The sequence below is a fragment of the uncultured Alcanivorax sp. genome (assembly GCF_947258575.1).
Classification (GTDB): Bacteria; Pseudomonadota; Gammaproteobacteria; order Pseudomonadales; family Alcanivoracaceae; genus Alcanivorax.
Genome location: NZ_CAMYIV010000002.1, coordinates 197,266 through 221,317, shown reverse-complemented (window position 1 = coordinate 221,317; position 24,052 = coordinate 197,266). Strand labels below are relative to the sequence as shown.

Annotated in this window: 22 protein-coding genes; 12 read left to right on the top strand and 10 right to left on the bottom strand. The window is 58.9% G+C overall.

What is annotated here, in order from left to right; translation table 11 throughout:
- Positions 1 to 274 precede the first annotated feature (274 nt).
- The gene (locus Q0Y02_RS01155) at positions 275 to 1,144 is read right to left on the bottom strand and encodes a tetratricopeptide repeat protein (RefSeq protein WP_297763181.1); all 870 of its coding nucleotides are present in this window, start codon (positions 1,142 to 1,144) and stop codon (positions 275 to 277) included.
- Positions 1,145 to 1,363: 219 nt separating this feature from the next.
- Between Q0Y02_RS01155 and Q0Y02_RS01150 the strand changes: the two genes are divergently transcribed.
- From Q0Y02_RS01150 to minE, 4 genes are all read left to right on the top strand, one after another.
- A complete protein-coding gene (locus tag Q0Y02_RS01150) occupies positions 1,364 to 3,820 on the top strand; it encodes an acyl-CoA dehydrogenase (RefSeq protein ID WP_297763179.1) in 2,457 nt (818 codons plus the stop codon).
- 505 nt (positions 3,821 to 4,325) lie between these two features.
- Positions 4,326 to 5,051, top strand: coding sequence for a septum site-determining protein MinC (minC, locus tag Q0Y02_RS01145; RefSeq protein ID WP_297763176.1), 726 nt, complete (start codon positions 4,326 to 4,328; stop codon positions 5,049 to 5,051).
- A gap of 33 nt (positions 5,052 to 5,084) precedes the next feature.
- Positions 5,085 to 5,900, top strand: a complete 816-nt coding sequence (gene minD, locus Q0Y02_RS01140; protein WP_290538225.1) for a septum site-determining protein MinD — start codon at positions 5,085 to 5,087, stop codon at positions 5,898 to 5,900.
- A gap of 3 nt (positions 5,901 to 5,903) precedes the next feature.
- A complete protein-coding gene (gene minE, locus Q0Y02_RS01135; protein ID WP_297763169.1) occupies positions 5,904 to 6,173 on the top strand; it encodes a cell division topological specificity factor MinE in 270 nt (89 codons plus the stop codon).
- A gap of 138 nt (positions 6,174 to 6,311) precedes the next feature.
- Here minE and Q0Y02_RS01130 read toward each other — a convergent pair whose 3' ends face one another.
- Together Q0Y02_RS01130 and Q0Y02_RS01125 are read right to left on the bottom strand one after the other, a co-directional pair.
- Positions 6,312 to 6,620 (bottom strand): antibiotic biosynthesis monooxygenase, encoded by a 309-nt coding sequence (locus Q0Y02_RS01130; protein ID WP_035244699.1) that lies wholly within the window; start codon positions 6,618 to 6,620, stop codon positions 6,312 to 6,314.
- Positions 6,617 to 7,369 carry a M90 family metallopeptidase gene (locus Q0Y02_RS01125; protein WP_297763165.1) on the bottom strand — a complete coding sequence of 251 codons (753 nt, stop codon included), beginning with the start codon at positions 7,367 to 7,369 and terminating at the stop codon, positions 6,617 to 6,619. The genes Q0Y02_RS01130 and Q0Y02_RS01125 overlap by 4 nt, the downstream gene beginning before the upstream one ends.
- Positions 7,370 to 7,658: 289 nt before the next feature.
- Between Q0Y02_RS01125 and Q0Y02_RS01120 the strand changes: the two genes are divergently transcribed.
- From Q0Y02_RS01120 to Q0Y02_RS01110, 3 genes are all read left to right on the top strand, one after another.
- Positions 7,659 to 8,618: a DMT family transporter gene (locus Q0Y02_RS01120; RefSeq protein WP_297763162.1), complete on the top strand. Its 960-nt coding sequence runs from the start codon at positions 7,659 to 7,661 to the stop codon at positions 8,616 to 8,618.
- Positions 8,619 to 8,648: 30 nt separating this feature from the next.
- The gene (locus tag Q0Y02_RS01115; RefSeq protein ID WP_297763159.1) at positions 8,649 to 9,275 is read left to right on the top strand and encodes a hypothetical protein; all 627 of its coding nucleotides are present in this window, start codon (positions 8,649 to 8,651) and stop codon (positions 9,273 to 9,275) included.
- A gap of 267 nt (positions 9,276 to 9,542) precedes the next feature.
- Positions 9,543 to 10,706, top strand: coding sequence for an OmpH family outer membrane protein (locus Q0Y02_RS01110; RefSeq protein WP_297763156.1), 1,164 nt, complete (start codon positions 9,543 to 9,545; stop codon positions 10,704 to 10,706).
- 19 nt (positions 10,707 to 10,725) lie between these two features.
- Here the strand turns inward: Q0Y02_RS01110 and Q0Y02_RS01105 are convergent, their stop codons facing one another.
- Positions 10,726 to 10,992, bottom strand: coding sequence for an acyl-CoA-binding protein (locus Q0Y02_RS01105; RefSeq protein ID WP_297763153.1), 267 nt, complete (start codon positions 10,990 to 10,992; stop codon positions 10,726 to 10,728).
- Between the two features lie 390 nt (positions 10,993 to 11,382).
- Between Q0Y02_RS01105 and Q0Y02_RS01100 the strand changes: the two genes are divergently transcribed.
- Positions 11,383 to 12,609: a GAF domain-containing protein gene (locus Q0Y02_RS01100; protein WP_297763150.1), complete on the top strand. Its 1,227-nt coding sequence runs from the start codon at positions 11,383 to 11,385 to the stop codon at positions 12,607 to 12,609.
- Here Q0Y02_RS01100 and Q0Y02_RS01095 read toward each other — a convergent pair.
- Together Q0Y02_RS01095 and Q0Y02_RS01090 are read right to left on the bottom strand one after the other, a co-directional pair.
- Positions 12,600 to 13,241, bottom strand: a complete 642-nt coding sequence (locus Q0Y02_RS01095) for a 1-acyl-sn-glycerol-3-phosphate acyltransferase (RefSeq protein ID WP_297763147.1) — start codon at positions 13,239 to 13,241, stop codon at positions 12,600 to 12,602. The two genes, Q0Y02_RS01100 and Q0Y02_RS01095, sit on opposite strands and share 10 nt — an antisense overlap.
- Positions 13,238 to 14,023, bottom strand: coding sequence for a thioesterase family protein (locus Q0Y02_RS01090; protein ID WP_297763144.1), 786 nt, complete (start codon positions 14,021 to 14,023; stop codon positions 13,238 to 13,240). Before Q0Y02_RS01090 ends, Q0Y02_RS01095 begins: the two co-directional genes overlap by 4 nt.
- 209 nt (positions 14,024 to 14,232) lie before the next feature.
- On the opposite strand from Q0Y02_RS01090, the gene Q0Y02_RS01085 reads away from it, so the two are divergent.
- Both Q0Y02_RS01085 and Q0Y02_RS01080 read left to right on the top strand, forming a co-directional pair.
- A complete protein-coding gene (locus tag Q0Y02_RS01085) occupies positions 14,233 to 16,269 on the top strand; it encodes an LTA synthase family protein (RefSeq protein ID WP_297763139.1) in 2,037 nt (678 codons plus the stop codon).
- A 70-nt stretch (positions 16,270 to 16,339) separates the two neighbouring features.
- Positions 16,340 to 17,443 (top strand): NAD(P)/FAD-dependent oxidoreductase, encoded by a 1,104-nt coding sequence (locus Q0Y02_RS01080; protein WP_297763136.1) that lies wholly within the window; start codon positions 16,340 to 16,342, stop codon positions 17,441 to 17,443.
- A 115-nt stretch (positions 17,444 to 17,558) separates the two neighbouring features.
- On the opposite strand, the gene Q0Y02_RS01075 is transcribed toward Q0Y02_RS01080, so the two are convergent.
- From Q0Y02_RS01075 to Q0Y02_RS01065, 3 genes are all read right to left on the bottom strand, one after another.
- Positions 17,559 to 18,326 (bottom strand): SDR family oxidoreductase, encoded by a 768-nt coding sequence (locus Q0Y02_RS01075; protein ID WP_297763133.1) that lies wholly within the window; start codon positions 18,324 to 18,326, stop codon positions 17,559 to 17,561.
- 387 nt (positions 18,327 to 18,713) lie between these two features.
- Positions 18,714 to 19,643 (bottom strand): FAD-binding protein, encoded by a 930-nt coding sequence (locus Q0Y02_RS01070; protein ID WP_297763129.1) that lies wholly within the window; start codon positions 19,641 to 19,643, stop codon positions 18,714 to 18,716.
- The gene (locus Q0Y02_RS01065; protein WP_035244876.1) at positions 19,643 to 20,392 is read right to left on the bottom strand and encodes an electron transfer flavoprotein subunit beta/FixA family protein; all 750 of its coding nucleotides are present in this window, start codon (positions 20,390 to 20,392) and stop codon (positions 19,643 to 19,645) included. Before Q0Y02_RS01065 ends, Q0Y02_RS01070 begins: the two co-directional genes overlap by 1 nt.
- A gap of 480 nt (positions 20,393 to 20,872) precedes the next feature.
- Here Q0Y02_RS01065 and Q0Y02_RS01060 point away from each other — a divergent pair, with 480 nt between their 5' ends.
- Positions 20,873 to 22,528 carry an electron transfer flavoprotein-ubiquinone oxidoreductase gene (locus tag Q0Y02_RS01060; protein WP_297763125.1) on the top strand — a complete coding sequence of 552 codons (1,656 nt, stop codon included), beginning with the start codon at positions 20,873 to 20,875 and terminating at the stop codon, positions 22,526 to 22,528.
- Between the two features lie 186 nt (positions 22,529 to 22,714).
- Here Q0Y02_RS01060 and Q0Y02_RS01055 read toward each other — a convergent pair whose 3' ends face one another.
- Positions 22,715 to 22,915, bottom strand: coding sequence for a hypothetical protein (locus Q0Y02_RS01055; RefSeq protein WP_297763120.1), 201 nt, complete (start codon positions 22,913 to 22,915; stop codon positions 22,715 to 22,717).
- Positions 22,916 to 23,044: 129 nt separating this feature from the next.
- On the opposite strand from Q0Y02_RS01055, the gene Q0Y02_RS01050 reads away from it, so the two are divergent.
- Positions 23,045 to 23,929 (top strand): LysR substrate-binding domain-containing protein, encoded by an 885-nt coding sequence (locus Q0Y02_RS01050; protein WP_297763117.1) that lies wholly within the window; start codon positions 23,045 to 23,047, stop codon positions 23,927 to 23,929.
- Positions 23,930 to 24,052: the final 123 nt, after the last annotated feature.

Here is a 24,052-nt window from a genome sequence, read left to right as displayed (position 1 = left end):
ATAGCGCATACAAGAATCAGGCCAGCAATATTGCTTTTTGATTTCAGTCACTTGGCCGCAGCGCACCCAAAATATGCACCACAATAGACCCAGTGCACCACACAAACGCACTTATTTAATGCATTTTGGCATGCCAAGATGATGCAGCCAGGAAGAATCCAGAAAAAACAGACATGCAGATGCACCAGCAAGACGCAGCGCATCGACGTGCGGGGGGATTCAGCAAGGAGAGAAGTGCCACGCCTGCCCGGCCAGGGGGAGGCGTGGCGACAGATCAATACAGGTAATTGAACATCTTGCGGCGGTATTCGCTGGCAAGCGGGTCCCCCTTGGGCAGGCACTGGAAGACTTCCAGCAGCGCGCTGCGGGCAATGCCGTCGCGGAAATCCCGGTGCTCGCTCAGCAGTTGCAGCAGCGCCTCCAGGCCCGCCTGAAACTGGCCGGCCGCCGCTGCCTGCAAGCCAAAGGCATAGAGATCTTCCGGGTTGGGCTGATCGCTGATGCGTTTACGGAGCTCTGCCAGAGAGAGGCTCTCGCCTTCCAGTTTTTCCAGCAGAGCAAAGCGGGCACGGAACGGCCGTAATGGCTCCACATCCTCGGTTACCTCCGCCAGCAGCGACTGCGCCTCGTCCAGACGCCCATCACCCAGCAGGTATTCCACCAGCATTGCACGGATCGCGTGCTTGTCCGGGCTCTGCTGCAAGGTCTGCCGCAGGGCCGCTTCTGCCTGGTCACCATGGCCGGCCTCAATGGCCATGCGGATCTGCTCAATGAAGCCCTCTTCCTGCTGTTGCTCGGCAGCTTCCGGGTCTACCACAGGAGCCAGCCACTGGCGCAACGCCCCCTCTGTCTGGGCACCATCCAGCTCGCTGACCAATTGCCCCTGATAGACCAGTTTCAGGCTTGGCAGACTGCGCACCCCGAACTGGCTTGCCAGCATCTGCTGCTCATCGGCGTTGACCTTGGCTAGCATCACCTTGCCCTGGTACTCATTCACCAGGCGCTCCAGAATCGGTGCCATCTGCAGGCAGGGCTGACACCAGCTCGCCCAGAAATCCACAATCACCGGCACCTGCCGCGACTGTTCAAGAATTTGCTGAATGTTCTGTTCAGTTGCTTCAATGATGTAGTTGTTCGGTTGCAACGCCGTGCTCCTGAAAGCTTTAAAACTGGGTGCGATTGTAAGGGATGACTGCCATTAAATCCGGTTAAATCCTGTGCAACTGATCACTTTCACGGGTTAGACTCAAAACAGTAAGGTCTGTAGGGCTTCACGCCATGTACATGACCTGTGAGTACGCTGGATTGTATTCAAAACAACCCGGGTCCAGGCGGGCTCGGGTTCACGGCAAAGGAGATCACCATGCTTAGCCTGTTGGCTATTGTAGTGTTAATTGCCACGCTGATGACCCTGTTCTATCAGCGCATCAGTCGCGGCATCGGCAGCGCAGTTTTTGTGGTTGTCTGGCTGTTGAGCGCCTTCCTGGCCCCCTGGCTGGTTCATCCGGTTTCACTGATCCTGCTGGCCGCCGGCGTTGCCCTGCTCAACCACGTCGACCTGCGCCAAAAGTTCATCACCAAGCCGGTCTATAACGCCCTTGGCAAGGTCATGCCAGCCATCGGCGACACCGAGCGCGAGGCTATTGAAGCCGGTACCACCTGGTTCGAAACCGATCTGTTTTCCGGTCGCCCGGACTGGGAAAAATTCGCCCATATCCAGTTTTCCACGCTCACCGAGGAAGAGCAGTCGTTTGTGGACAACGAGGTCCAGGAACTGTGCGACATGCTGGATGAGTGGAAAATCTTCCACGAGTTGAGAGACCTGCCTGAGGAAGTCTGGGATTTCCTCAAGCACAAGGGCTTCTTCAGCCTGATCATTCCCAAGGAGTACGGCGGCAAGGCATTTTCTCCCTATGCCCAGAGCCGCATCATGAGCAAGATCGCCACCCGCTCATTGACTGCTGCGGTCACCGCCATGGTGCCCAACTCTCTCGGCCCCGGTGAACTACTGGCCGAATACGGTACCCAGGAACAGAAAGACCGCTGGCTGCCCGGCTTGGCCAAGGGCGACGAGATCCCCTGCTTCGGCCTCACCGGCCCGGAAGCGGGCTCCGATGCCGGCGCCATCCCGGATACCGGCGTAATCTGCAAGGGCGAGATTGACGGCAAGGAAGTGCTGGGCATGCGCCTGAACTTTGCCAAGCGCTGGATCACCCTGGCCCCGGTGGCCACGGTGGTAGGTCTGGCCTTCAAGCTCTACGACCCGGAGAAACTGCTCGGCGACAAGGAAGAGCTTGGCATCACCTGTGCGCTGATCCCTGCTGACACTCCCGGGGTGGAAATCGGCCGTCGCCACTACCCTGGCTCTCCGTTCATGAACGGCCCCATCAATGGTAAGGATGTGTTCGTACCGCTGGACACCATCATTGGCGGACCGGACATGGCAGGTCGTGGCTGGCGCATGCTGATCGAGTGTCTGGGTGCCGGTCGCGGTGTCTCCCTGCCCGCCCTGGCCACTGCCAGCGGCGAAGTCGGTTACCGCATGACCGGCGCCTTCGCTCGTATCCGTCGTCAGTTCAACACCGCGGTGGGCCAGTTCGAAGGGGTGCAGGAAGCCTCTGCCGAAGTGGCCGCCATTGGCTACACGCTGGAAGCCTACCGCCACCTGGTGACCCGTTCACTGGAAGACGGCGCACCATCAGTCGTTACCGCCATGGCCAAGTACCACGCCACGGAAATGATGCGTGAGCTGATTAATCACGGCATGGACATCGCTGGCGGGCGCGGCATTCAATTGGGTCCGCGTAACTTCCTGGCCTTGCCCTATCAGTCCACTCCCATCGCCATCACCGTGGAAGGGGCGAATATCCTCACCCGCTCGCTGATGATCTTCGGCCAGGGCGCCATGCGCTGTCATCCATACCTGTATGACGAATTGCAGGCGATTCAGGCGGAAGACAAGAAACAGGGGCTGCAGGATTTCGATGCCCTGTTCTTCTCCCATGCCGGCCACACCCTGGGCAATATCAGTAGCGGTATCATGCAGGCGCTTGCTGGTCCCTACCTGTCCGAGGCACCGGGCAATGCGGACGCCTTCAGTGCCCCCTGGTATCGGCTGGTGAACCGCTATAGTGCGGTGCTCTCCAGTACTGCGGACATGGCGCTGGCCCTGCTGGGTGGCGATCTCAAACGTCGCGAGCTGCTCTCTGCGCGGCTAGGCGATGTGCATAGCCAGTTGCTGATCGCTTGTTCCATTCTCAAATATCACGCCACCCTGCCACGGGACGAGGCCAACGACGCCCACGCCAGCTATGCGCTGCGCCGGTCGTTCAGCAAGGCCCATGACGCCCTGGATGCCTTCTACCGCAACTTCGGTTTCTTCGGCGTGGGCTATGCGTTGAAAGGGTTGTTCTTCCCGTTCGGTCGCCCCTGCAAGGCTCAGGCCCCCAGCGACGACCAGATCCGCACTCTGGGTGACATGATCATGGCGCCCAGCTCGGTGCGCGATGCACTGGCAGAACCGGCCTATATCTCCCAGGACCCGGAAGATGCCATCGGACGCGTGGAAGCCACCTTCAACAAACTGCTGGAAGTGGAGCCGGCCTACCTGGCGTTCCTGAAAGCCGACGGCAAGGGACAACTGGAAGGCAACAGCGTGCTGGAAAAGCTTCAGGACGCGGCCAGCAAAGGCATCATCGACGCCGACCAGGTAGAGCCGGTGAACGAATACGATGCCATGCGCTACGACTGCTTGCTCACCGACGCCTTCGATATGGACCTGAAGGACGTCAACGTGCACGCAGAACGCCCGATGATGTAAACCCAACCAGGCGGAGGGGCCGAAATGCCCCTCCGCTTTTCCTTCTCCATTCTCCGAGCCCCCGTAGGAGCCCATGCTTGCATCGCGAACCGTGCTTGCGCGGAAATCTCCCGGAGGGCGATCAGGAATCTCAGAGCTCGACAGGTCTCTCCAGAAACGATGGCGGATAAATGTTGACTTCTGCCGCCTCTATACGCGCGGTTCGCCATGCAAGCATAGCTCCTACAGCGGCTTCGTCGCAGCAGCCTCCTACTGGAGATTTTTGGCAAGGTCGCCAACCGGTCCACAGTTTCACAAAAAGCCACAAAGCCACGTCAGCGATGAAAATGCTGCTTTTTCCACCAGTTATTCCGCTGTCATCCCCATATCACGCAGATTTAACATTCATATCACCCTTTTGGCGCTTTTACGGCTCGTCGCTTTCGTCTAGGCTTTGCCAAAATTACGCCCCACCTGGGCCCGGCGTATCTCTTGCGCCTATTGCCCCTCGGACAACAGGTCAGGAATGACAGCAGTCGTCGAAGAAAATACCGTTCTCGAGTTCAAGGGCCGCATGTTGATGATGACGGTCCTGCAACTGAAAAACCTGGATGCCAACCTGCTGCATCAGGAAGTCAGCCAACGGCTGGAAGATGCAGCCCAGTGGCTGCAAGAAGCCCCGGTGGTCATTGACGTGAGTCAGGACCTGGATGTGGATCCGGTGGCCCTGATGGCCGCTGTGGACACGTTACGTAGCCTGGGGGTAAACCTGGTGGCCCTGGCCCGCACGACCGGCATTGATAACGATACCGCTGCCATGCTGGGACTGGGCACCCTGAGCCTGTCCGGTGGCCGCGATGTGCCTCGCCGCAGCGAGCCCGCGCCACAGGCAGAAGCAGAAAAAGTGCCCACCGCCACCCAGCGCATCGAGACGTTGGTTGTGGACCAACCGGTTCGATCCGGCCAGCAGGTCTACAGCCGTGGCGATTTGATCGTGCTGGCCCCGGTAAGCACCGGCGCCGAGCTGATGGCGGAAGGCAACATCCATGTCTACAGCAAACTGCGTGGCCGCGCCCTCGCCGGCGTCCGCGGGGATGGCAGCGCACGTATTTTCTGCCAGCAACTGAATGCCGAACTGGTATCCATTGCCGGCCATTACCGGGTAGCCGAAGATCTGCCCGAAGCGCACCGCAACCGGGCTGTCTATCTGTCCCTGGAAGGTGACGCCATGCAATTTACCGCGCTGAGCTAGCGCCACAGAAAGACGAAGGTAAGGAGAAAGAGCGTGACGAAGATTGTGGTCGTGACATCCGGCAAGGGTGGCGTCGGCAAAACCACCACCAGTGCAGCGCTGGCCACCGGCCTTGCCCTGCGCGGTTTCAAAACCACCGTGATTGATTTCGATGTGGGCCTGCGCAATCTGGACCTGATCATGGGCTGTGAACGCCGCGTGGTTTATGACCTGGTGAACGTGATCAGTGGCGATGCCAACATCAAACAGGCGCTGATCAAGGACAAGAAGGTGGACAACCTGTTCATCCTTCCCGCTTCCCAGACCCGCGACAAGGACGCCCTCACCACCGAAGGTGTGGAAGGCGTGCTCAATGCCCTGCGCGATGACATGAAGATGGACTACATCATCTGCGACAGCCCGGCTGGCATCGAGAAAGGCGCCCTGATGGCCGCCTACTTCGCTGACGAGGCAGTGGTAGTGACCAACCCGGAAGTCTCCAGTGTCCGTGACTCCGACCGCATCATCGGCATTCTGGCCAGCAAGACCCGCCATGCCGAACAAGGCGAAGGAGATATTCCCGCCCGCCTGCTGCTCACCCGCTACTCTCCGGAGCGCGTGGAGAACGGCCAGATGCTGTCCGTTGAGGATGTGCAGGAAATTCTCGCCATTGAACTGCTCGGCGTGATTCCCGAATCCCAGGCGGTACTGAACGCCAGTAACGCCGGCAGCCCGGTGATCCTCGATATCGATTCCGATGCCGGTCAGGCGTACAGCGATGCGGTAGCCCGCTTCCTGGGCGACCAGCTGCCCCATCGTTTCGTCAACGTTAACAAGAAAGGTCTGTTCGGCCGTCTTTTTGGAGGCTAAGGGATGAGCATCTTCAGTTACCTGCTTCCCAAGAAGCAGAGTTCCGCATCAGTGGCCAAGGAACGCCTGCAGATCATTGTGGCCCGCGAACGCTCCACGCGTGGCGGTCCGGATTATCTGCCGCAGCTGCAGCAAGAGCTGCTAATGGTGGTACGCAAGTATGTCCCGGTTGGGGAAGACGCCGTGAATGTGCAGGTGGACCGCGAGTCCGGCTGTGAAATTCTCGAGCTGAACATCACCCTGCCGGAAGAAGAAGCCCAGCAGCAGTACTGAGCTGGCACCAGGAGCCGCCGCCAGGCGGCTCTTTTCTTTCCATTCCCCGGAAAATCTACGAACGTCCCGCTGCGGCGCGATCCGTGACATCGACAAAGCCGCTGTAAACGTGCGGGGTGACGAGCTACAGCAGCCAGCCTATTCCGGCAGCACCTGCCATTCCGGTTCATCAAACTCCCCGATCACCGTCACCTCGCATACCTTGGCATGCTTGGCCAGGATCGCTTTCACCTTTTCACTGCGGCTGTCGTCCTTGGCATCCCGGTGGGCCTTGCTATCCCAGTGGGCAATGGCCAGCACCTTGTCCGGTTCGCCGATCTTGCGGTGCAGGTAGGTGCCCCGGGCGCCCGGCGTCTGCTGAATGATTTCACTGGCTTCCACCCAGCCCTGAGCATATTCCTCTACGGTAAAGCCCGGCTTCACCCGCACTTCGAAGATAAATTTCATGGCTGTTCTCCCTGTCGGTAAAACTGCGCCAGCAGCCGGTGCAGATCCGGCCAGTCCCGGTGCAACGATTCTGGCGCCTCAAAAAAGGCTTCGCTGCAAACCGCAAAGAACTCACCCGGCCCGGTCAGTGCATAGGGATCAATAGATAAGGGCCTGTGCTGCTCATAATCATCGAACAGCCGATCCCAGGCCGCCGTGAAGGTCTCGTGCCACTGGCGCGGATTCATACCCGGATGCAGCGGTGGTGCGCCATTGGCACCGTTGCGTCGCATATCGAGTTTGTGGCTCATCTCGTGGATCACCACGTTACTGCCCTGCCCGGCTTCAAGCACCGATTCCCATGACAGTATTACCGGGCCCTGATGCCACGCCTCACCAGCCAGCACCGGACTGCTGGCATGCACCACGCCATCCTCAGTCTGCCAGGGCCGATTGGGAATGAAATCGCCCTCATAGAGAATTACCGTATACCAGCCGTCATACCAGTCCAGCCCCAGTTCCAGAATTGGCACACAGGCCATAGTGGCGATACGCAGACACATGGCGTCGGTAATGGCGAAGCTGTTCCCCGGCGCCACACTCTTGCGCGCCAGAAAGCGAAAGCTCAGATCCCGCAGGCGGGCGCGTTCGTCACCCTGGTACCGCTGCAACACCGGCCAGTCGCCCACCGCCGCATCCCACTCTGCTTCGGTATACCCCATCTTCTTGACCCGGCGCGTGTCACGCCAGTTTCGCCAGGCTGCAAACATTGTTACCTCAACGTCGAACACCACGCCCTCTTCAGGGCCATGCATAATTTGGAACACTCGGGAGCATCACGGCACATAACAATGTGAATGCTGGTCTTTTCACGACTTTCAACTGGCAACTCACTGCTGCCCTGAAGCGATTCACCCGCATTCGTCTGCACCATGAATCGATCCGGGCTCAGGGTAATGCGTGTCTACTTTGACCTGATATATGTCGCCTGAACAGTCGTTACCCGGCACAGGCCCTGTGCTACCATCGCCAGCTCTTTTGCCAAGCGAATCCTGTTCAGTGCCTGTAAGCCAAGCTCACAAAGCCGATCTGCTGCTTCTGGTGGTCACCCTGCTGGCCTCCATCAGCTGGATGTTCTCGCGGGAGGCGGTGTTGGCGATGCCACCACTGCTGTTCATGTCCCTGCGCTTCCTGCTGGCCGCAAGCCTTCTGGCCATGGTCGCCCACCGCCAGCTACGTCGGCTCAGCGCCCGGCAACTATTCCGTTGCGTCCGGGTAGGCGCCGTATTCGGCATCGCCATGAGCTGCTGGGTCATGGGGCTGGCCATGGCCGAACATGTGGGCGAAGGCGCCTTTCTCACCAGCCTGGGCGTGGTTCTGGTACCCGTGATTGCCCGGCTGATCTTTGCCGAACCAGTACCCGGCAGTACCTGGCTGGCTTTACCGGTGGCGGCTGCGGGCCTGGCCTTGCTGTCCCTGGAGCAAGGACTGCATCTGGAGGCGGGACAGCTGTTCTTCGTGGCAGCCGCCACCATCTTCGCGCTCTATTTCAACCTTAACACCCGGGCCGCCAATACCATTTCCACCACTGACCGCAACGGCAACCCCATTGAGCACCCGCGCATCCCCGCCCTGGCCCTGACCACGGTGGTGCTGGCGGTGGTCGGTGTGCTGACGGGCAGCCTGTCCGCCATTTTCGAGCCCTGGGGCGAGGCCGCGGCAAACGCCACCTTCGAGTTGGCAATCTGGGTCATCCTCAGCGCCACCGTGGGTACCGCCCTGCGCTTTCTTGTGCAAACCTATGCGCAAAGCCTGTCACTGCACAGCCACGGCGTTGTCATCATGGTCCTCGAACCCATGTGGACCGCCCTGATGGCGGCCGCCTGGTTCGGCGAGCAGATGACGCTGATGCAGCTGGCCGGTTGCGCCCTGATTTTCCTGTCACTGCTGGTCAATCGCTGGCGGGCAGTGAGAAGCCTTCTCAAACAGGCTCTGTCACGCGTTTCCACTCACCATTAATTTGCTCACTCCCGACGAAAAGGATGTCTTATGGGACCCGATATTCTCTCCCTGATCCCCGCTATCGCCCCCGGCACTCTGGTGGCCATTACCGCCTTTGTACTCGCCGGGATATTCATGCAGCGTGCCCGCACTGCAGCCATGCTCGTTCTGATCGCCGGCCTGCTCACCCTGCTGCAGAATGGCTGGATCATCTTCAACCAGACCGTGCTGCTGGAATGGATGTTTGATGACGTGATCAGCTCGGATACCTACTCACTCATCGCCACCGCCGCCTACAACCTGTTCTATCTGGTCATCAGCGCCCTGCTGTTATTTGCCGCCTTTGCCGGTCGCCAGTCTCTCAGTACTCGCGCATCCGCCGTCCCTCAGGTCCAGCCCAGTCCCGAAGGTAATCTCCCGGCCCATCGAGGCGGGCTGGTGCTGACCTTCGGTCTGCTGGGGATCCTGCTGTTTGCCCCGCTGGGCATCGTCGCCTGGATACTGGGCAACAAGGATCTCCACGCCATGGGCAGCGGTAACATGGACCCGTCAGGGGAAGGCATGACCACCGCCGGCAAGGTGCTTGGCATCATTGCCACTGTCCTGATGGTGGTGGGTTTGCTGGTGGCCATGGCGGTGATCAGCATTATTGCCGTCAACTTCCGGGCCTTCTGATTCTTGCCGCCGGGGCCTTGCCCGCAAGGCGCCGGCAAAACCCTCGGGACGATTTCCCTAAACCTTCGGCGTGAAGCCACCCGCCATCCATCGTATGCATATTTGTGTATCGCCCTGTGACCCAGTTCCTTCTCTCCTCCCACAGTTGGCGCACCATTTGTCTCAGGCAGGAAAGCGCCGTTTATAATGTGCACTGCCATCGCATTATCGCTTACCGGTACTGCCTGAGTGTTCAGCCCTGATAACCAATAACAAAACGATGGGACAATGAGAGCAATCAACCTGGCTGTTTTCTGCCTTCTCGGCATACTGCTGACCCCCGGTCTGCAGGCAGCTCCTGCTGACTGCAGGGAAGATTCGTCACACCCTCTGATTCTTTCCAACCAGGACCAGCAATTGCTGGAGATACTGGGAGGGCATGCCAGTAACAGTCACACCCCTGCCTTGATCCGCTACAACGACCAGTCTCCTGGCATTAACCAGCCTATCCTGGGCAACTATGCCCGCCTGCGCCTGGCAGCCATGGCTCTGCGCGATGGTGATACCGAATTCGCCCGGCAACAATTGAATCAGGTGGAACAGAACAGTCCTGCAGCGGTGGATGCGGCACTGCTATTGGCAGAAAGCTATCGCCGGGACGGGGACCGCGAGCGGGCAAGGACCTGGTTCGTTCGCATTGCCGCACGTTTCCCCGGTAACCCCAGAGCCGTCTCCGGGCTGGTACTGGCCGGCGATGACTGGCGCAAACAAGGAGCCATTGAGCAGGCCCTACCGGTCTATAACCTTGCCCTGAACAAAGTGGCGGAAAACATGAAGGCCCTGCAAACCCTGGCCGATGAGCCAGATCGCCTTTATCGCTCGCTGACCAACAGTGTTGCCGGCAACAGCACCACCGTGATGGACCAATTGGTGCTGGCCATGATCCGCGACCGCGACAGCCAGGTACTGGACGCCACCGGCAAGCTGATCAACGCCAGCAATGTACGCAAATGCCTTCGCGAGCAGGAAAAAAACCTACATAACGCCATCCAGCACGCCACCGCCCGGGACCTTTCAAATGGCGCCTTTCGCACTGCCGCCAACATGGAAAAAACCGCTACCGAACAGGAAATTACCGACCTGCAGCGGGTTCTGGCCAATGCCCCGGATGCGGAAGACTTCCGGGCCCGTCTGACAGACGCCCGGGATCGCCTGCAACGTATTGAAGATCGCCTGGAAAGACTGGGCAGCACGGCCCTGCCACCGGCACTGGAAAAACGAAAAAAACAGATGCAGAAGGACAAACAGCGGGTAGAAACGGAAATTGAGGATGCCCGGCAACAGGTTCGCCAGGCCTTGAAAGCCCAGCTACCAGAGCTACAACGGTTTTACCGCAACCTGGCCGGGGAAGCGCAGCTGGGCAAGGCCCAACTGCTGCAGGCAAGGGGGTGAATCATCAAGGGTTGCGATTTTAGCCCTTGTGGCTTTTCAGCAGGCTGTCCACCTTGTCGATGTACTTCTGCTTGGCGTCGTCCGCAGACATGCCCTTGAGCTTGGCCCAGGCGTCATGCTTGGCCCGGCCCACCATATCCAGCATGCCCGGACGTTTGCCACTCACATCGCCAGCACTGCCCTGCTTGAAATGGGCATACAAAAACAACAGATCATCGTTGCCGGGCTTGCGATCCAGGGTTTTCACATCTTTTTGGGCTTGTTCAAAACGGGCAGTATCGGTCATGATGCTTCCTGTTGGTTGTGATCATTATTGAATATCGCGACAGGTTTTATTCGCGATCAGGCTGTCAAAATACTGCGCTGTCACAGCCTGCGAATCAAGGAGCCTCTGGATAACTCCTTGCATGCTCAGTCTTTCAGGCTGGCTCGCAATCTAGGCGCAATGTCGAAGGTGTGTGTCGACCCATCAAGACATTGCAACAACGAGTGCGGGCCAGCCTGGGAGACCCGAAGGGCGCGGCCTGAAGGGCCCATCTGCTGCGCTTTGTCGCTAGGAAAGGGAACCCACCCTGCCCGTCGCGACAAAACACAACAGCTGCACCCTTCAGGCCACGCTGAGCACGCAAGGAGTTATTCAGAGGCTCCTCAAACCGAATAATAATCAGGTAACGCCATGCCCGCAGCATCGGAAGCAGCGATCAGCAAAAACCAGGAAGGCGTCCTGCGCAGCGCGCTCGACAGCCTTCTGGTCACCTTTGATGGCGAGTTGGAAGCCCGCTACCGCGAGCATGCCCACCGGCGCGCCCGGGATCTGATAAGCCATTCTGTCTATCTGCTCGGGCTGTTGTACCTGGTGGTAGTGCTACCGGTAATGCTGCTGGTAGATACCGCAGAGATGGTCGCCTGGCGAAACTACGGGGTCTATCCCGTCGCGCTGTCACTGCTGGCTCTGTGGTGCAGTACCCGGCTGTCCTGGCTAACCGCCCACACCATCGGCGTTATGTATCTGGCACTCGGCATCGCGCTGGCCGGCACCTTGCTCGGTGCCATCCGCTTTCACGGTCTTTTCCCCGGGCAGATTTCCGCCTTTGAAACCATCTATATCCTGATTATCGGTTTTTCCATCTTGCGCTTGCCACCGCGGCAGACGCTGATCAGTTGCCTGTGTGCCCTGGCGGTAACCCTGCTTGCTGCCTTGTTTCAGCAACTGCCCCTGCCGCTGCTGTCCATGCTGCTGTACTTCGTCATTCCGCTGATTATCTGTGCGCTCAATGGCTACATTCTGGATGTCAGTGCCCGCCGTAACTTTGCCAACAATCTGCTGCTGGAAAGTGAATCCTCACAGCTGGCCAGCTGGCGGGAACAGGCAGAAAAAGACACCCTTCGCCAACAGCAGCTCACCCTCTTTCTGGAACGGATTGCCGGCAATCTGACACCGGCGCAGCTTCTCGAGCGGGTGCTCGGTTATCTAATCGAACAGATCGGCGCGAAAGCCGGCGCCGCCTACACCCTGGAGGAGCAGGAACTGGTCCGGCAGGCAGGCTGGGGGCTCAATGCCAGCGCCTCAGAACGCCGCAACGTCCCCCAGGATGAAACCCTGCTCGGCGCAGCCCTGAACCAGAAGCTGCTGATACAGCAACACAGTGTCCCGCAAGGCTACCTGGATCTGGAAGTCGGAGAAGGCAAACGCAAACCTGCCACCCTGCTACTGTGGCCAATACATCAGGGGGAATTTGCGCTGGGTATCGTGGAAGTGGCCGGCTCTCAAGCGTTTTCTGCCGCCGATGAGGCCCTGCTCAACGAGTTGCACCGGCCGCTGGCCTTTGCATTGCAATCGGCCCAGCGGCGCCAACAGTTTCTCAGCCGCATGGACGAGCAAGAGCGCACTGCTCAGGCCTGATTTTGTTTCCCCATCGCCCGCAACGGGGCGGACAAGCGATCCGGACGGCGCGGCACGATATCCGCCAGTGCCTGCACAATCCTGGCCATGTCCTGCTCAATGTCACCGCTGGGCATGAAACTGCCGACAATACGAACCTGGCGCCGCTGATAACAGAAACCGATCACCACGATGGGGATCTGCATCTGCTCGGCAATGCGGTAAAAGCCGGTTTTCCAGCGCTCGGCCCCCTCCCGCGTGCCCTCTGGTGCGAGACCCAGCCAGAAGGGTTTCTCGCGCATCACCGCCGTCGTTTGATCCACCACATCGTCCGCGCTGTCACGGTTCACCGGTATTCCGCCCAACCAAACCATCAGACGGCCCAGCCGACCCTCGAAAAGGGTGTGTTTCGCCATGAACTTCACATGGATTCGCAGGCACTGAATCGCACTGATACCCACCACGCCATCCATATTGGAGGTGTGCGGCGCTACCGCCAGAACCGCGCGCTCCACATTGGGCAGTGTGCCGACGATCCGCCATCCCATGGCAGAAAGAATAACCCGGCCCAGGCCGGCCAGCAGCCAGTGCCCGCGCCGTGGAACACTGTCACCCAAGGTTTTCGCCTTGATCGGCGGTAATTCTGTTTTCATGCAAATACCGTAAATGTCTGGCGGCTCAGCGCCACCGCTTTGCCTTCCCCATCCCAGATTGTCGCCTGGCTCTGACCGTAACCGTCACTGCTCTGGTCGGTCTTAACCCGATACTGCCACAGGGTATCCGCAGGGCGCGAGAGCGGATCGTCGAGCAGTTCCATGGTCCAGGTCAACGAACTGGCCGGGGCCGGCTTCTTCAACATGGGCAACACCGACGGTGGCCAGGTATCGACCAGCGCGATTAACGCCGCCGTGCTCATGGCCTGCGGTGGCGTGCGAAAGCCCATATAGCCGCTGAAATCGGGCACTTCACTACCACTGAAAGGGGGCATGCCATCAGCATAACGCATCTGGAAATGCTGCAGAAAATCCGGCGTCAGACCGGCAATGAAGGGCAGCTCGATACAACGGTCCGGCGCTGGCATGGCCGGAGCTGCCGGCGGCGCCACGATCACCCGGGACTCCCGGGCTGCACCCAGGCTCACCAGCATGGCAGCCACCACCTGCCCTTCCTGGCGGGCCGACACCATGGCCTGCATCACCGATTTTCCTTCCCGAAACACCTCGCTGTGCAAGCTGATCGGACCCGGCGCCATGGGCGCGACAAAGGACAGGGAAAAACTGCGCAACGTCCTGCCCGCAGCAACGGTTTTTTCCAGATGATCAAACAATACGGCACCTACCAGCCCACCAAACAGGGCTCGCCCCTGCCCCCAGCCTTCCGGCATCATGCCATTACCCTGGCCATCCACCGTGGCCAGGATCTCGTCAAAATTCATCTCTGTCTCCCGTCAGCGAACGCCTTTAATACCACTGCAAACAGATGGGTTAAAGCCATTATCCCGTCGTTGCCCAGGCCGGCTACGACATCCTGCTGGAATTTGTCCAAATAACCGGCAAAAGTGGTGATTTGGCCATGCGCAAACTGGCCCTTCCCGGTAGCATAGGCGCCTGTTTTTTTCAGTTCCGCCAGTACGGAGTAATCGGCATGACCTGGTTGAAATCCCGACGTCTGCACTATCTGTTGGCCATGACAGCCCTCTTTTTCAGCCTGATGGTCATCCTGCGGGCCATTTTCTATTTTGGCTTCTCCGAGGTACCGGGTAACCCGGATTATGAGAGCGGCGCCATTCTCAGTGCCCTGGGTATCGGCTTGCGCTTTGATCTGCGTCTGGCCCTGCTGATGATGCTTCCTCTGGCAGCGCTGGCCTATCTGCCACGCTTCAATCTGCTAAACAGCCGCCTGATGCGCCTTCTTGCCCATGGCTACCTGATCGTTGCGCTGGCGTTGCTTGGTCTCACCTATATTCTCGACTTTGGCCACTACGCCTATCTCGGTGAACGGCTCAACGTCACCGCCCTGCGCTTCCTGCAGGACACTCGCGATTCCACCCTGATGGTGTGGGAAAGCTACCCGGTGATCTGGATTACCCTTGGCCTGGTTGCCAGCGTGGCCGGCAGTTACTGGCTGGCTCGTATCGCCGAACGCAAACTGCTGCAACGGACTGCCGCCGGCATCTCCGGCGTCCAGGCCACCGTCGGTTTTCTGGTCTGCTTTACCCTGTTCTTCTTTGCCATTCTTGGCCGGGTCAGCAACATCAACATCCTTAACCCCATTCCGCTGCGCTGGAGTGAAGCCTTTGTGTCCGGCGACCGGGCCATCGGCGCCCTGGGCTTGAATCCGGTCCTCTACTTCCGCGACACCCTGCTGATTCCGGTGTCCCCCTTCGACAAGGAACAGGTTGCCGAGTATTACCCGCTCATTGCCGAGCATCTCGGCATCCCTGACGACCAGCGTGAGGACCTCAACTTCGTACGGACGGTGGACGTACAGAGTCACAAACTCGACTATGAGCGCCCGCCGAATGTGGTCTTTGTGATGCTGGAATCCCTGGGCGCAAGTCGTGTCAGCAGCTACGGATTACCGGTGGAAAGCAGCCCCAATCTGGACCAGCTGGGTCGGGATGGCTGGCGCTTCGAAAATTTCTATGTGCCTGTGACCGGCACCGCCAAGACGATATGGGCCACCTTTACCGGCATCCCTGATGTGGCTCCCACCGAAAGCGCCAGCCGCAACCCGCTGACCAGCCACCAACGCACGGTGCTGAATGAATTCGAGGGTTACCGGAATTTCTATTTCATTGGCGGTAATGCCGGCTGGGCCAACATTGATGGTCTGGTGCAACAAACCATCGATGGCCTGGAGCTATATCAGGAAGGTGATTGGCAATCACCGGACGTGGACGTATGGGGCATTTCCGATCTGAACCTGTTCCGCGAATCCAACCAGATTCTCGCCGACCTGCCGAATGATCAGCCGTTTTTTGCCTTCATCCAGACCGCCGGTAACCACCGGCCTTTCACCATCCCGGACAATAACGGTGACTTTCAGCCGCGCACGGACCTGTCCGATGAGGAGTTGGCCGAATACGGCTTCCGCAGCGCCGCTCAGTTCAACGCCGTACGGCTGCTCGATTACAACGTGGGCGAGTACATGAAATGGGCCCGGGAAAGTGATTATTTCGACAACACCATCTTTGTGTTCTTTGGTGACCACAGCAACCGCATCACCACCCTGCCCCACATGCCGGCGATGGATCAGCTGGGGCTGGAAAGTAACCATGTCCCGCATATCATTTACTCACCCCGCCACCTGAAACCCAGGGTTATTGAGGAATCGGTCGGCCTGGTCGATGTACTACCCACCGTTGCCGGGATGCTGGGACTCAACTACCGCAACACCACGCTGGGCCGGGATTTCCAGATTCCCGCCCCGGAAGGTGATCGCGCCAGTTTTGTGGTGCTGCGGGAAGGCCCCACCCCAATCTACGGCATGGTGACGAAGAATTTTCTGGTGCGTATCAATGCCAATGGCAATAGCGCCACCCTGCATGATCTACATAGTGATACCCCGAAACAGGACGTGGCCGCAGAGCATCCGGAAGTCTTTGACCGACTGTTCAAACTGGCTCGCGGGCAATACGAAACCGCACGCTACATGTTCTACGACAACGTGGACGAGTAATCCGCAGGCCCTTGTCCGCCACCCATAACGCCCTCAGACTGAGGGCGTTATTATTTATGGGCTACACAGAGTGCAACCACGGGAAACCACCGACACCGTCATCATCGGCGCAGGCGTTATCGGCCTGGCCATTGCCCGTGCACTCGCCCCGACACGGTCCGTGGTGCTCCTGGAGCAGGAACCCCGCTTTGGCGAGCATCTCTCATCCCGAAACAGCGAAGTCATCCACGCCGGCCTCTATTACCCGCCAGACTCCCTGAAAGCCCGCCTGTGCCTGCGCGGCAACACCCTGCTGTACCAGTATTGCCAGGCGCAAAGCATTCCTCACCGACAGTGCGGCAAGCTGATCGTAGCCAATGCAGGACAACAGGACTCACTGGAGCAACTGCATCACAACGCTCTGAACAGCGGTGCCACAGGATTACACCGCTGCAGTCAGCAGTGGCTGCAGCAGCAGGAACCCTGGCTGCATGCCGGCGAAGCCCTACTCAGCGAACACAGTGGCATCCTCGACAGCCATGCGCTGATGGGGCGCCTTGCCGAGCAGGCACAGGAGCATCATGCCCTGCTCTGCTATCACCACCGGGTGCGCCGGATCGACTGTGAACCCGGACATTTCCTGCTCCATGTGGACAGCGACGACAGTCCTTTCGCATTGCAGTGCCGACAACTGATCAATACTGCCGGCCTGGATGCCGTTCCCCTACTGAAACGCTGCAACGGCTTTCCCACAGAAAAGATTCCCGAACAACGGCTGGCCCGGGGCAATTATTTTTCCCTCCGTGGACACAGCCCCACCCGAAGGCTGATCTATCCGCTACCGGAAGCAGACGGACTGGGCATCCACCTCACCGTGGACCTGGCCGGCCAGGCCCGCTTCGGCCCGGATGTGGAATGGATCGAACACAGGGATTACCAGGTCAACACCGCACGGCTGCCGCACTTCGAAGACGCTATACGACGCTACTGGCCAAGCCTGAACGCAGACAGACTCTCCCCCGCCTACACCGGCATCCGGCCCAAGCTGTTTATGGAAGGAGAACCCTATCGGGATTTTCTGATACAGGGAGAACAGGAGCACGGCATCAAAGGGATGATCAACCTGCTGGGCATTGAATCCCCGGGGCTGACTGCGGCACTGGCCATTGCAGAAGATATCGCCAAGCACAGTTAGATCTTACGTAGGGTGCCACTGAGCCTAAGGCGAACTGCACCATTCAAACGCCGGATCGGTGCAGTGCGCCTTAGGCTCAGTGGCACCCTACGCTCACCGGAAATTGAGAGCAGCATCAGTGATGACGCCCCATCACTTTCCCCGCCAGGCGCGTCACCCAGCTAGCGGGCAAGACCCGCACCAGGGCGACCATGATTCGATACAACGCGCCGGGAACCTCCACTGCTTTCCCCTTGGCCAGCGCTTTCAATCCTGCCGCTGCCACCACGTCAGCAGGCATCATGGCTTTTTCCAGATCCGGATCCATCCTGTCACGCGCGATGGACGAAAACTCGGTGCGGGTGCCGCCAGGGCACAATGCCGTCACCACAATGCCCGCAGGCTTGAGTTCTTCATGGAGAGCACGGCTCAGATGCAGCACACAGGCCTTGCTGGCGGCATAGGTGGCCATGCCCGGAATCGGAAACCAGGCTGACACCGAGCTCACATTAAGCACCCAGCCCTGGCCCCGTTGCACCATTGGCACGGCAAATAGCTGTGTCATCGCCAGCAGGCTGCGTACGTTCACATCAACCATGCCCAGCTGATCCACCGCTAACAGCGGTTTTTGAAAACCAAAGCCGGCATTGTTGATGAGAATATCCACCTGCCGCCCGGCGGCCTGCGTCTGTGCAAACACCGCTTCGGGTGCCTCAGGATCCGCCAGATCCGCCGTAATCACATCAACGGTGACCGACACCAGTTCCCCGGCAAGGGCGTTAAGCCTGTCCCTGCGACGCGCCACCAGAATCAGATTGCAGCCCACGGCAGCCAGTTGCCTCGCCATCTGTTCACCGATGCCACTGGAGGCGCCGGTAATTAACGCGGTTTTTCCCGAAAACATTATTTGCTCCAGCTTTCAGCTTTGGTCGTCCTGATGAGGTTCAAGGCACCTGTAGGAACGTAGCGTAGCGGAGTAACGCCCGCCAGGGCGGCCCGCAGGGTGAGCGCAGCGAATAATTCCCTTCCAGGGGACGAACCTCGCGAAGCGAGGCGACCGAAGGGAGTGATTTCCTGTTCCCAAGGGACAGAGAACGTTTGTGATATCTGAACCGTTTTCCTCGCTGTCGCTCGGTTCGTCCCTCAAGAGGAACTCCTACAGCGGCTTCGTAGAAATTGAGAATTTCGCGGAACGGTTGGGGCTTCCCCACGCCATTGAGCGTAGCTTGTAACCCAGAAACAAAAAACCCGGCACAAGGCCGGGTTTTTCTGGTGCTTGACTGCAGGCTTTTTACAGCTTGCCGTCCAGTTCCGGTACTGCGTCGAACAGGTCAGCCACCAGGCCGTAGTCCGCCACCTGGAAGATGGGGGCTTCTTCGTCCTTGTTGATAGCAACGATGACCTTGGAGTCTTTCATGCCGGCCAGATGCTGAATGGCACCGGAGATGCCCACAGCAACGTACAGGTTCGGCGCAACGATTTTACCGGTCTGACCGACCTGCATGTCGTTGGGTACGAAACCTGCGTCAACGGCAGCACGGGATGCACCCACGCCAGCGCCCAGCTTGTCAGCCAGCTTGTACAGGATTTCAAAGTTCTCACCGTTACCCATGCCACGACCACCGGAGATAACGATCTCGGCAGAGGTCAGCTCGGGACGATCAGACTTGGCCAGCTCTTCACCCACGAAGGAGGAAATGCCAGCATCTTTGACAACGTCCAGGCTCTCAACAGAAGCGGAACCGCCTTCTGCTGCAACGCCATCGAAGGAAGTACCACGTACGGTAATAACTTTCTTCGCATCGCCACACTTAACGGTGGCAATGGCGTTACCGGCGTAGATCGGACGCTTGAAGGTATCAGAGTCAACCACGTCGGAGATTTCGGAAATCTGGGCCACGTCCAGCAGAGCCGCCGCGCGGGGCGCGAAGTTCTTGCCGGTGGTGGTGGCAGCAGCCAGGATGTGGCTGTAATCGGCACCAACTTCGGCAACCAGATCGCCAATGTTTTCGGCCAGCTGATGCTCGTAAGCATCGTTGTCAGCGCACAGCACCTTGGAAACGCCATCAATCTTGGCAGCTTCTTCAGCAACAGCGCCACAGCCTTTACCGGCTACCAGCACAGTGATGTCGCCGCCGATCTCTTTGGCAGCAGCAACCACACTCAGGGTGACCTTGTTGAGCGCGGCGTTATCGTGTTCGGCGTAAACTAATACACTCATCAGATCACCTTCGCTTCGTTCTTCAGTTTCTCGACCAGCTCGTCAACGGAGCCAACGATGATGCCAGCCTGACGCTCGGCCGGGGCTTCCACACTGACAGTGGTCACACGCGGAGTCAGGTCAACGCCCAGATCAGCGGCTGTTTTGGTATCCAGCGGCTTCTTCTTGGCTTTCATGATGTTTGGCAGAGACGCGTAACGCGGCTCGTTCAGGCGCAGGTCAGTGGTAACCACTGCCGGCAGGTTCAGCTCAACAGTCTGCAGGCCGCCGTCGATTTCACGGGTAACCTTCACTTTACCGTCGGCCACGTCCACTTCAGACGCGAAAGTGCCCTGCGGCATGCCGGTCAACGCAGCCAGCATCTGGCCGGTCTGGTTGTTGTCGCCGTCGATAGCCTGCTTGCCCAGAATAACCAGCTCAGGCTTCTCTTCATCAACGATGGCTTTCAGCGCTTTGGCGATGCCCAGCGGCTGAACGTCTTCGTCAGTTTCTACCAGGATAGAGCGGTCAGCGCCCAGAGCCATGGCAGTACGCAGTTGTTCCTGAGCGGTCTTGGGACCGATGGAAACAGCAACGATTTCGGTAACCACACCCTTCTCTTTCAGACGTACCGCTTCTTCTACAGCGATTTCACAAAAGGGGTTCATGGCCATTTTGACATTGGCGAGATCAACACCAGTGTTGTCAGCCTTCACGCGAACCTTGACGTTGTAATCAACGACTCGCTTGATGGGTACAAGAACCTTCATAGGATCCTCGGAATGTTCCATTGGGTGACATGTAGAAGGAGGCGATAATTGACGCCGTTGCCGGGTCCACCCCCGCGAAAGAGCCGCTATCTTGAACGCTCGGCCAAAGCAGGTCAATAGGCCGAAAATCTGTAAGCGAATGATTTTGCTGCAAATAGACCACACAAGGTGTCCACTTTTCGTGACTTTGCAGTCGGCCATTTCCTTGTAAATCAACCAGCTAGCAAGGGATAATCCGAACACCTGTTTGAAATGGTTGCAGTGCGCCGCCCCGCCGGATCAACACCCGGTAACAATGCAGCGGGCGTTGCGGCCAACCCAGGCAGTGGTGCGGTTTCGCCTATCTCTATATACTCCGCGCCACCCCAAGGCTGGCCCCAGGTGGCTGCTGAGAAAGGTTTTTCTGTGGCAGAGTGTTTCAGAACCCCTTTCTCAGTGGCTTCAGGGCCGAACACGCAATCGATAGCGAGGAGACAGGCTGTGGAACGCGAATCTATGGAAGTCGATGTAGTCATCGTCGGCGCCGGTCCTTCCGGTCTGGCAACCGCCTGCCGTCTGGGCCAGATCGCCCAGGAAACCGGTCAGGAAATCAGTGTGGTCGTGGTAGAGAAAGGCTCCGAAGTCGGTGCCCATATTCTCTCCGGTGCGGTTCTTGAGCCGCGCGCCCTGAACGAGCTGTTTCCCAACTGGCAGGAAATGGGCGCTCCAGTGAACACCAAGGTCACCGGCGACGAAATCTACTACCTCACCGGCCCGGAAAAGGCACAGAAAGTGCCGAACCTGTTCGTACCCAAGACCATGCACAACGAAGGGAACTACATCATTTCCCTGGGTAACCTGTGCCGCTGGCTGGCAGAACAGGCCGAAGGTCTGGGCATCGAGATCTTCCCCGGCTTTGCCGCCAGCGAAGTACTCTACAACGAAGATGGTTCGGTGAAAGGTATCGCCACCGGCGATTCCGGCATCGGCCACGACGGCGAGCACAAGCCCAGCTATACCCCCGGCATGGAGCTTCACGCCAAGTACACCATCTTCTCCGAAGGTTGCCGTGGTCACCTGGGCAAACAGCTGCAGGAAAAATTCAACCTGCGCGAAGGTACCGACCCACAGCATTACGGGCTCGGCATCAAGGAACTGTGGGATATCGATCCGGCCAAGCACCAAGAAGGTCTGGTGGTTCACACCGCCGGCTGGCCGCTCACCGAGTCCGGCTCCCCGGGTGGTGCGTTCCTGTACCACATCGAGAACAACCAGGTTGCCCTGGGTCTGATCACCGATCTGGCCTACTCCAACCCGCATGTGTCTCCGTTTGACGAGATGCAGCGCTGGAAGACCAACCCGGAAATCAGCAAGCACCTGGAAGGCGGCAAGCGTGTTTCCTACGGCGCCCGTGCCATTTCCAAAGGTGGCCTGCAGTCTCTGCCGAGAATGACCTTCCCCGGTGGTCTGCTGGTGGGCTGTAACGCTGGCACCTTGAACTTCGCCAAGATCAAGGGCACCCACACCGCCATGAAGTCCGGCATGATTGCCGCCGAAATCCTGGCAGAAGCGCTGAAAGGCGGCCGTGGCAGCGACGAGCTGACCGAGTACAAGGACGCCTTCGACAAGAGCTGGGTACACGAAGAGCTGCACGCTCAACGCAACTTCGGCCCGGCTCAGCACAAGTTCGGTAACTTCATCGGCTCTGCCTTTGCCTTCGTGGACATCAACCTGTTCAACGGCAAACTGCCAATCACCATGCGTGACACCACTCCGGATCACGCCACGTTGAAGCCAGCAGATCAGAGCAAGAAGATCGACTACCCGAAACCGGACGGCAAGATCACCTTCGCCAAGCTGGACAGCGTATTCCTGTCCAACACCAACCACGAAGAAGATCAGCCGTGTCACCTGACGCTGAAAGACCCGAACGTACCGCTTGAGGTGAACCTGCCCAAGTGGGACGAGCCGGCCCAGCGTTACTGCCCGGCGGGTGTGTACGAAGTGGTTGAGGACGAGAACACTGGCGACAAGCGTTTCCAGATCAACGCCCAGAACTGCGTGCACTGCAAGACCTGCGACATCAAGGACCCAACCCAGAACATCAACTGGGTGGCTCCGGAAGGCACCGGCGGCCCCAATTACCCGAACATGTAATTGGCCGCACGGCTTCCGTGTTGCAAACAAAAAAGGCGCCTTCTCAGGCGCCTTTTTTGTGGATGGCAGGCAGGTAATTGAACCTTGTGGGCTTGAGGGAAGCGATGTTTCACATCGCGAAAGACCAGGGGCCGGGCAGCCCCTGGTCATACAAGCCCCACAAGGCACTGCCTGCGAGTGGCAGACTCAGACCGGACGCTGCAGCCGCTGGATCACCCGGGCTCGCCGCTCCGCGCGATTCTTGCGCAGGCGATACCAGGCCAGACGAATGCGATAGTCCAGCTCATCCATCAATGCCAGCGACGGGATCGGCGGCATGGAAAGATCCGGCTTGCGGGACTGAATCCGCTGGGGAGCTTCCAGTGTCTGGGGGTCATTGCGTTTCATGGTCTCCTCCCTGTTCGAGAACGTTGTGGAGTGGCTGGGTTGTGATTGGCCTCCATGATGCAATCGGGTTTACTATCAGTAAATCGAAAAGATCTTTACCTATCGTTCAATTTTTCTGAAAGGTGAAACATGCCACCGGACAGCCCTCTTCAGCCCCTGCTGGACACGGAAATCCTGCGCAGCTTCGTGGCCATCGCCGAGACCGAAAGCTTCACCCAGGCCGCCGCCGAAGTGTTCCGCACCCCCTCTGCACTGAGCATGCAGATCAAGCGACTGGAACAACAGGTAGGCCAGCGTCTGTTCCTGCGCGAAGCCCGCCGGGTGAGTCTCACGGCCGAGGGCGAAGCCATGCTCGGCTATGCCCGGCGCCTGCTGAAACTGAACCAGGAGGCCATCAGCCATTTCACCGCCCCGGAGCTGGAAGGCACGGTACGACTGGGCACCCCGGACGATATCGGCACCCGTATCCTGCCCCAGGTACTGACCCAGTTTTCCCGCTCCCATCCGGCGGTACAGGTAAATGTAATCGTCGGTCGCAGCGCCGACATGCTCAAGCAGCTGGATGCCGGCAAGCTGGATCTGATCATGGTCACCACGGGCAAACAGGGCCGCCCGGCACGGGGGGAAGTGGTGCATAGCGAGCCGCTGGTGTGGGCCGGCGCCCAGGGGGGTATCGCGGTGAGCCAGACGCCCCTTCCCCTGGCGCTGGCCAGCCAGGGTTGCCCCTGGCGCAAGATGGCCCTGGAGGCCCTGGACCGAAGCGATCACCGCTACCGGGTCGCCTACACCAGCGAACACTGCGCCGGCCAGGAAGCCGCCATGCAGGCCGATCTGGCCATTGGCCCCTTCCCCCTCAGCCTGATTCAGCCGCCCCTGCAGCAACTGGGCGATGAATACCAGTTACCCGAACTTGGCGATTACCAGATCGCCATGCTTTATCGGGGTGAAGAAGGCTCTGCCACCCATGTGCTCGCCGGCCATGTGCGAGCGGTTTTTCGAGCACTACGGCTATAGCCGGTCAGAAAAAGCCACAATGATACAAATAATTAATTTTGTCTCATTGTTTGATGGCGCACTCCTCGCTAGCATGAAATGAAACAAGCGTATGAACCACCACGCTGACTGCGAGGACAGAAA

Coding starts and splice junctions, on each gene's coding strand:
- Q0Y02_RS01150 (WP_297763179.1), top strand. CDS start 1,364: ATGCTTAGCCTGTTGGCTATTGTAGTGTTAATTGCCACGCTGATGACC.
- minC (WP_297763176.1), top strand. CDS start 4,326: ATGACAGCAGTCGTCGAAGAAAATACCGTTCTCGAGTTCAAGGGCCGC.
- minE (WP_297763169.1), top strand. CDS start 5,904: ATGAGCATCTTCAGTTACCTGCTTCCCAAGAAGCAGAGTTCCGCATCA.
- Q0Y02_RS01130 (WP_035244699.1), bottom strand. CDS start 6,620: ATGAAATTTATCTTCGAAGTGCGGGTGAAGCCGGGCTTTACCGTAGAG.
- Q0Y02_RS01125 (WP_297763165.1), bottom strand. CDS start 7,369: ATGTTTGCAGCCTGGCGAAACTGGCGTGACACGCGCCGGGTCAAGAAG.
- Q0Y02_RS01115 (WP_297763159.1), top strand. CDS start 8,649: ATGGGACCCGATATTCTCTCCCTGATCCCCGCTATCGCCCCCGGCACT.
- Q0Y02_RS01110 (WP_297763156.1), top strand. CDS start 9,543: ATGAGAGCAATCAACCTGGCTGTTTTCTGCCTTCTCGGCATACTGCTG.
- Q0Y02_RS01105 (WP_297763153.1), bottom strand. CDS start 10,992: ATGACCGATACTGCCCGTTTTGAACAAGCCCAAAAAGATGTGAAAACC.
- Q0Y02_RS01100 (WP_297763150.1), top strand. CDS start 11,383: ATGCCCGCAGCATCGGAAGCAGCGATCAGCAAAAACCAGGAAGGCGTC.
- Q0Y02_RS01095 (WP_297763147.1), bottom strand. CDS start 13,241: ATGAAAACAGAATTACCGCCGATCAAGGCGAAAACCTTGGGTGACAGT.
- Q0Y02_RS01090 (WP_297763144.1), bottom strand. CDS start 14,023: ATGAATTTTGACGAGATCCTGGCCACGGTGGATGGCCAGGGTAATGGC.
- Q0Y02_RS01085 (WP_297763139.1), top strand. CDS start 14,233: ATGACCTGGTTGAAATCCCGACGTCTGCACTATCTGTTGGCCATGACA.
- Q0Y02_RS01075 (WP_297763133.1), bottom strand. CDS start 18,326: ATGTTTTCGGGAAAAACCGCGTTAATTACCGGCGCCTCCAGTGGCATC.
- Q0Y02_RS01070 (WP_297763129.1), bottom strand. CDS start 19,643: ATGAGTGTATTAGTTTACGCCGAACACGATAACGCCGCGCTCAACAAG.
- Q0Y02_RS01065 (WP_035244876.1), bottom strand. CDS start 20,392: ATGAAGGTTCTTGTACCCATCAAGCGAGTCGTTGATTACAACGTCAAG.
- Q0Y02_RS01055 (WP_297763120.1), bottom strand. CDS start 22,915: ATGAAACGCAATGACCCCCAGACACTGGAAGCTCCCCAGCGGATTCAG.
- Q0Y02_RS01050 (WP_297763117.1), top strand. CDS start 23,045: ATGCCACCGGACAGCCCTCTTCAGCCCCTGCTGGACACGGAAATCCTG.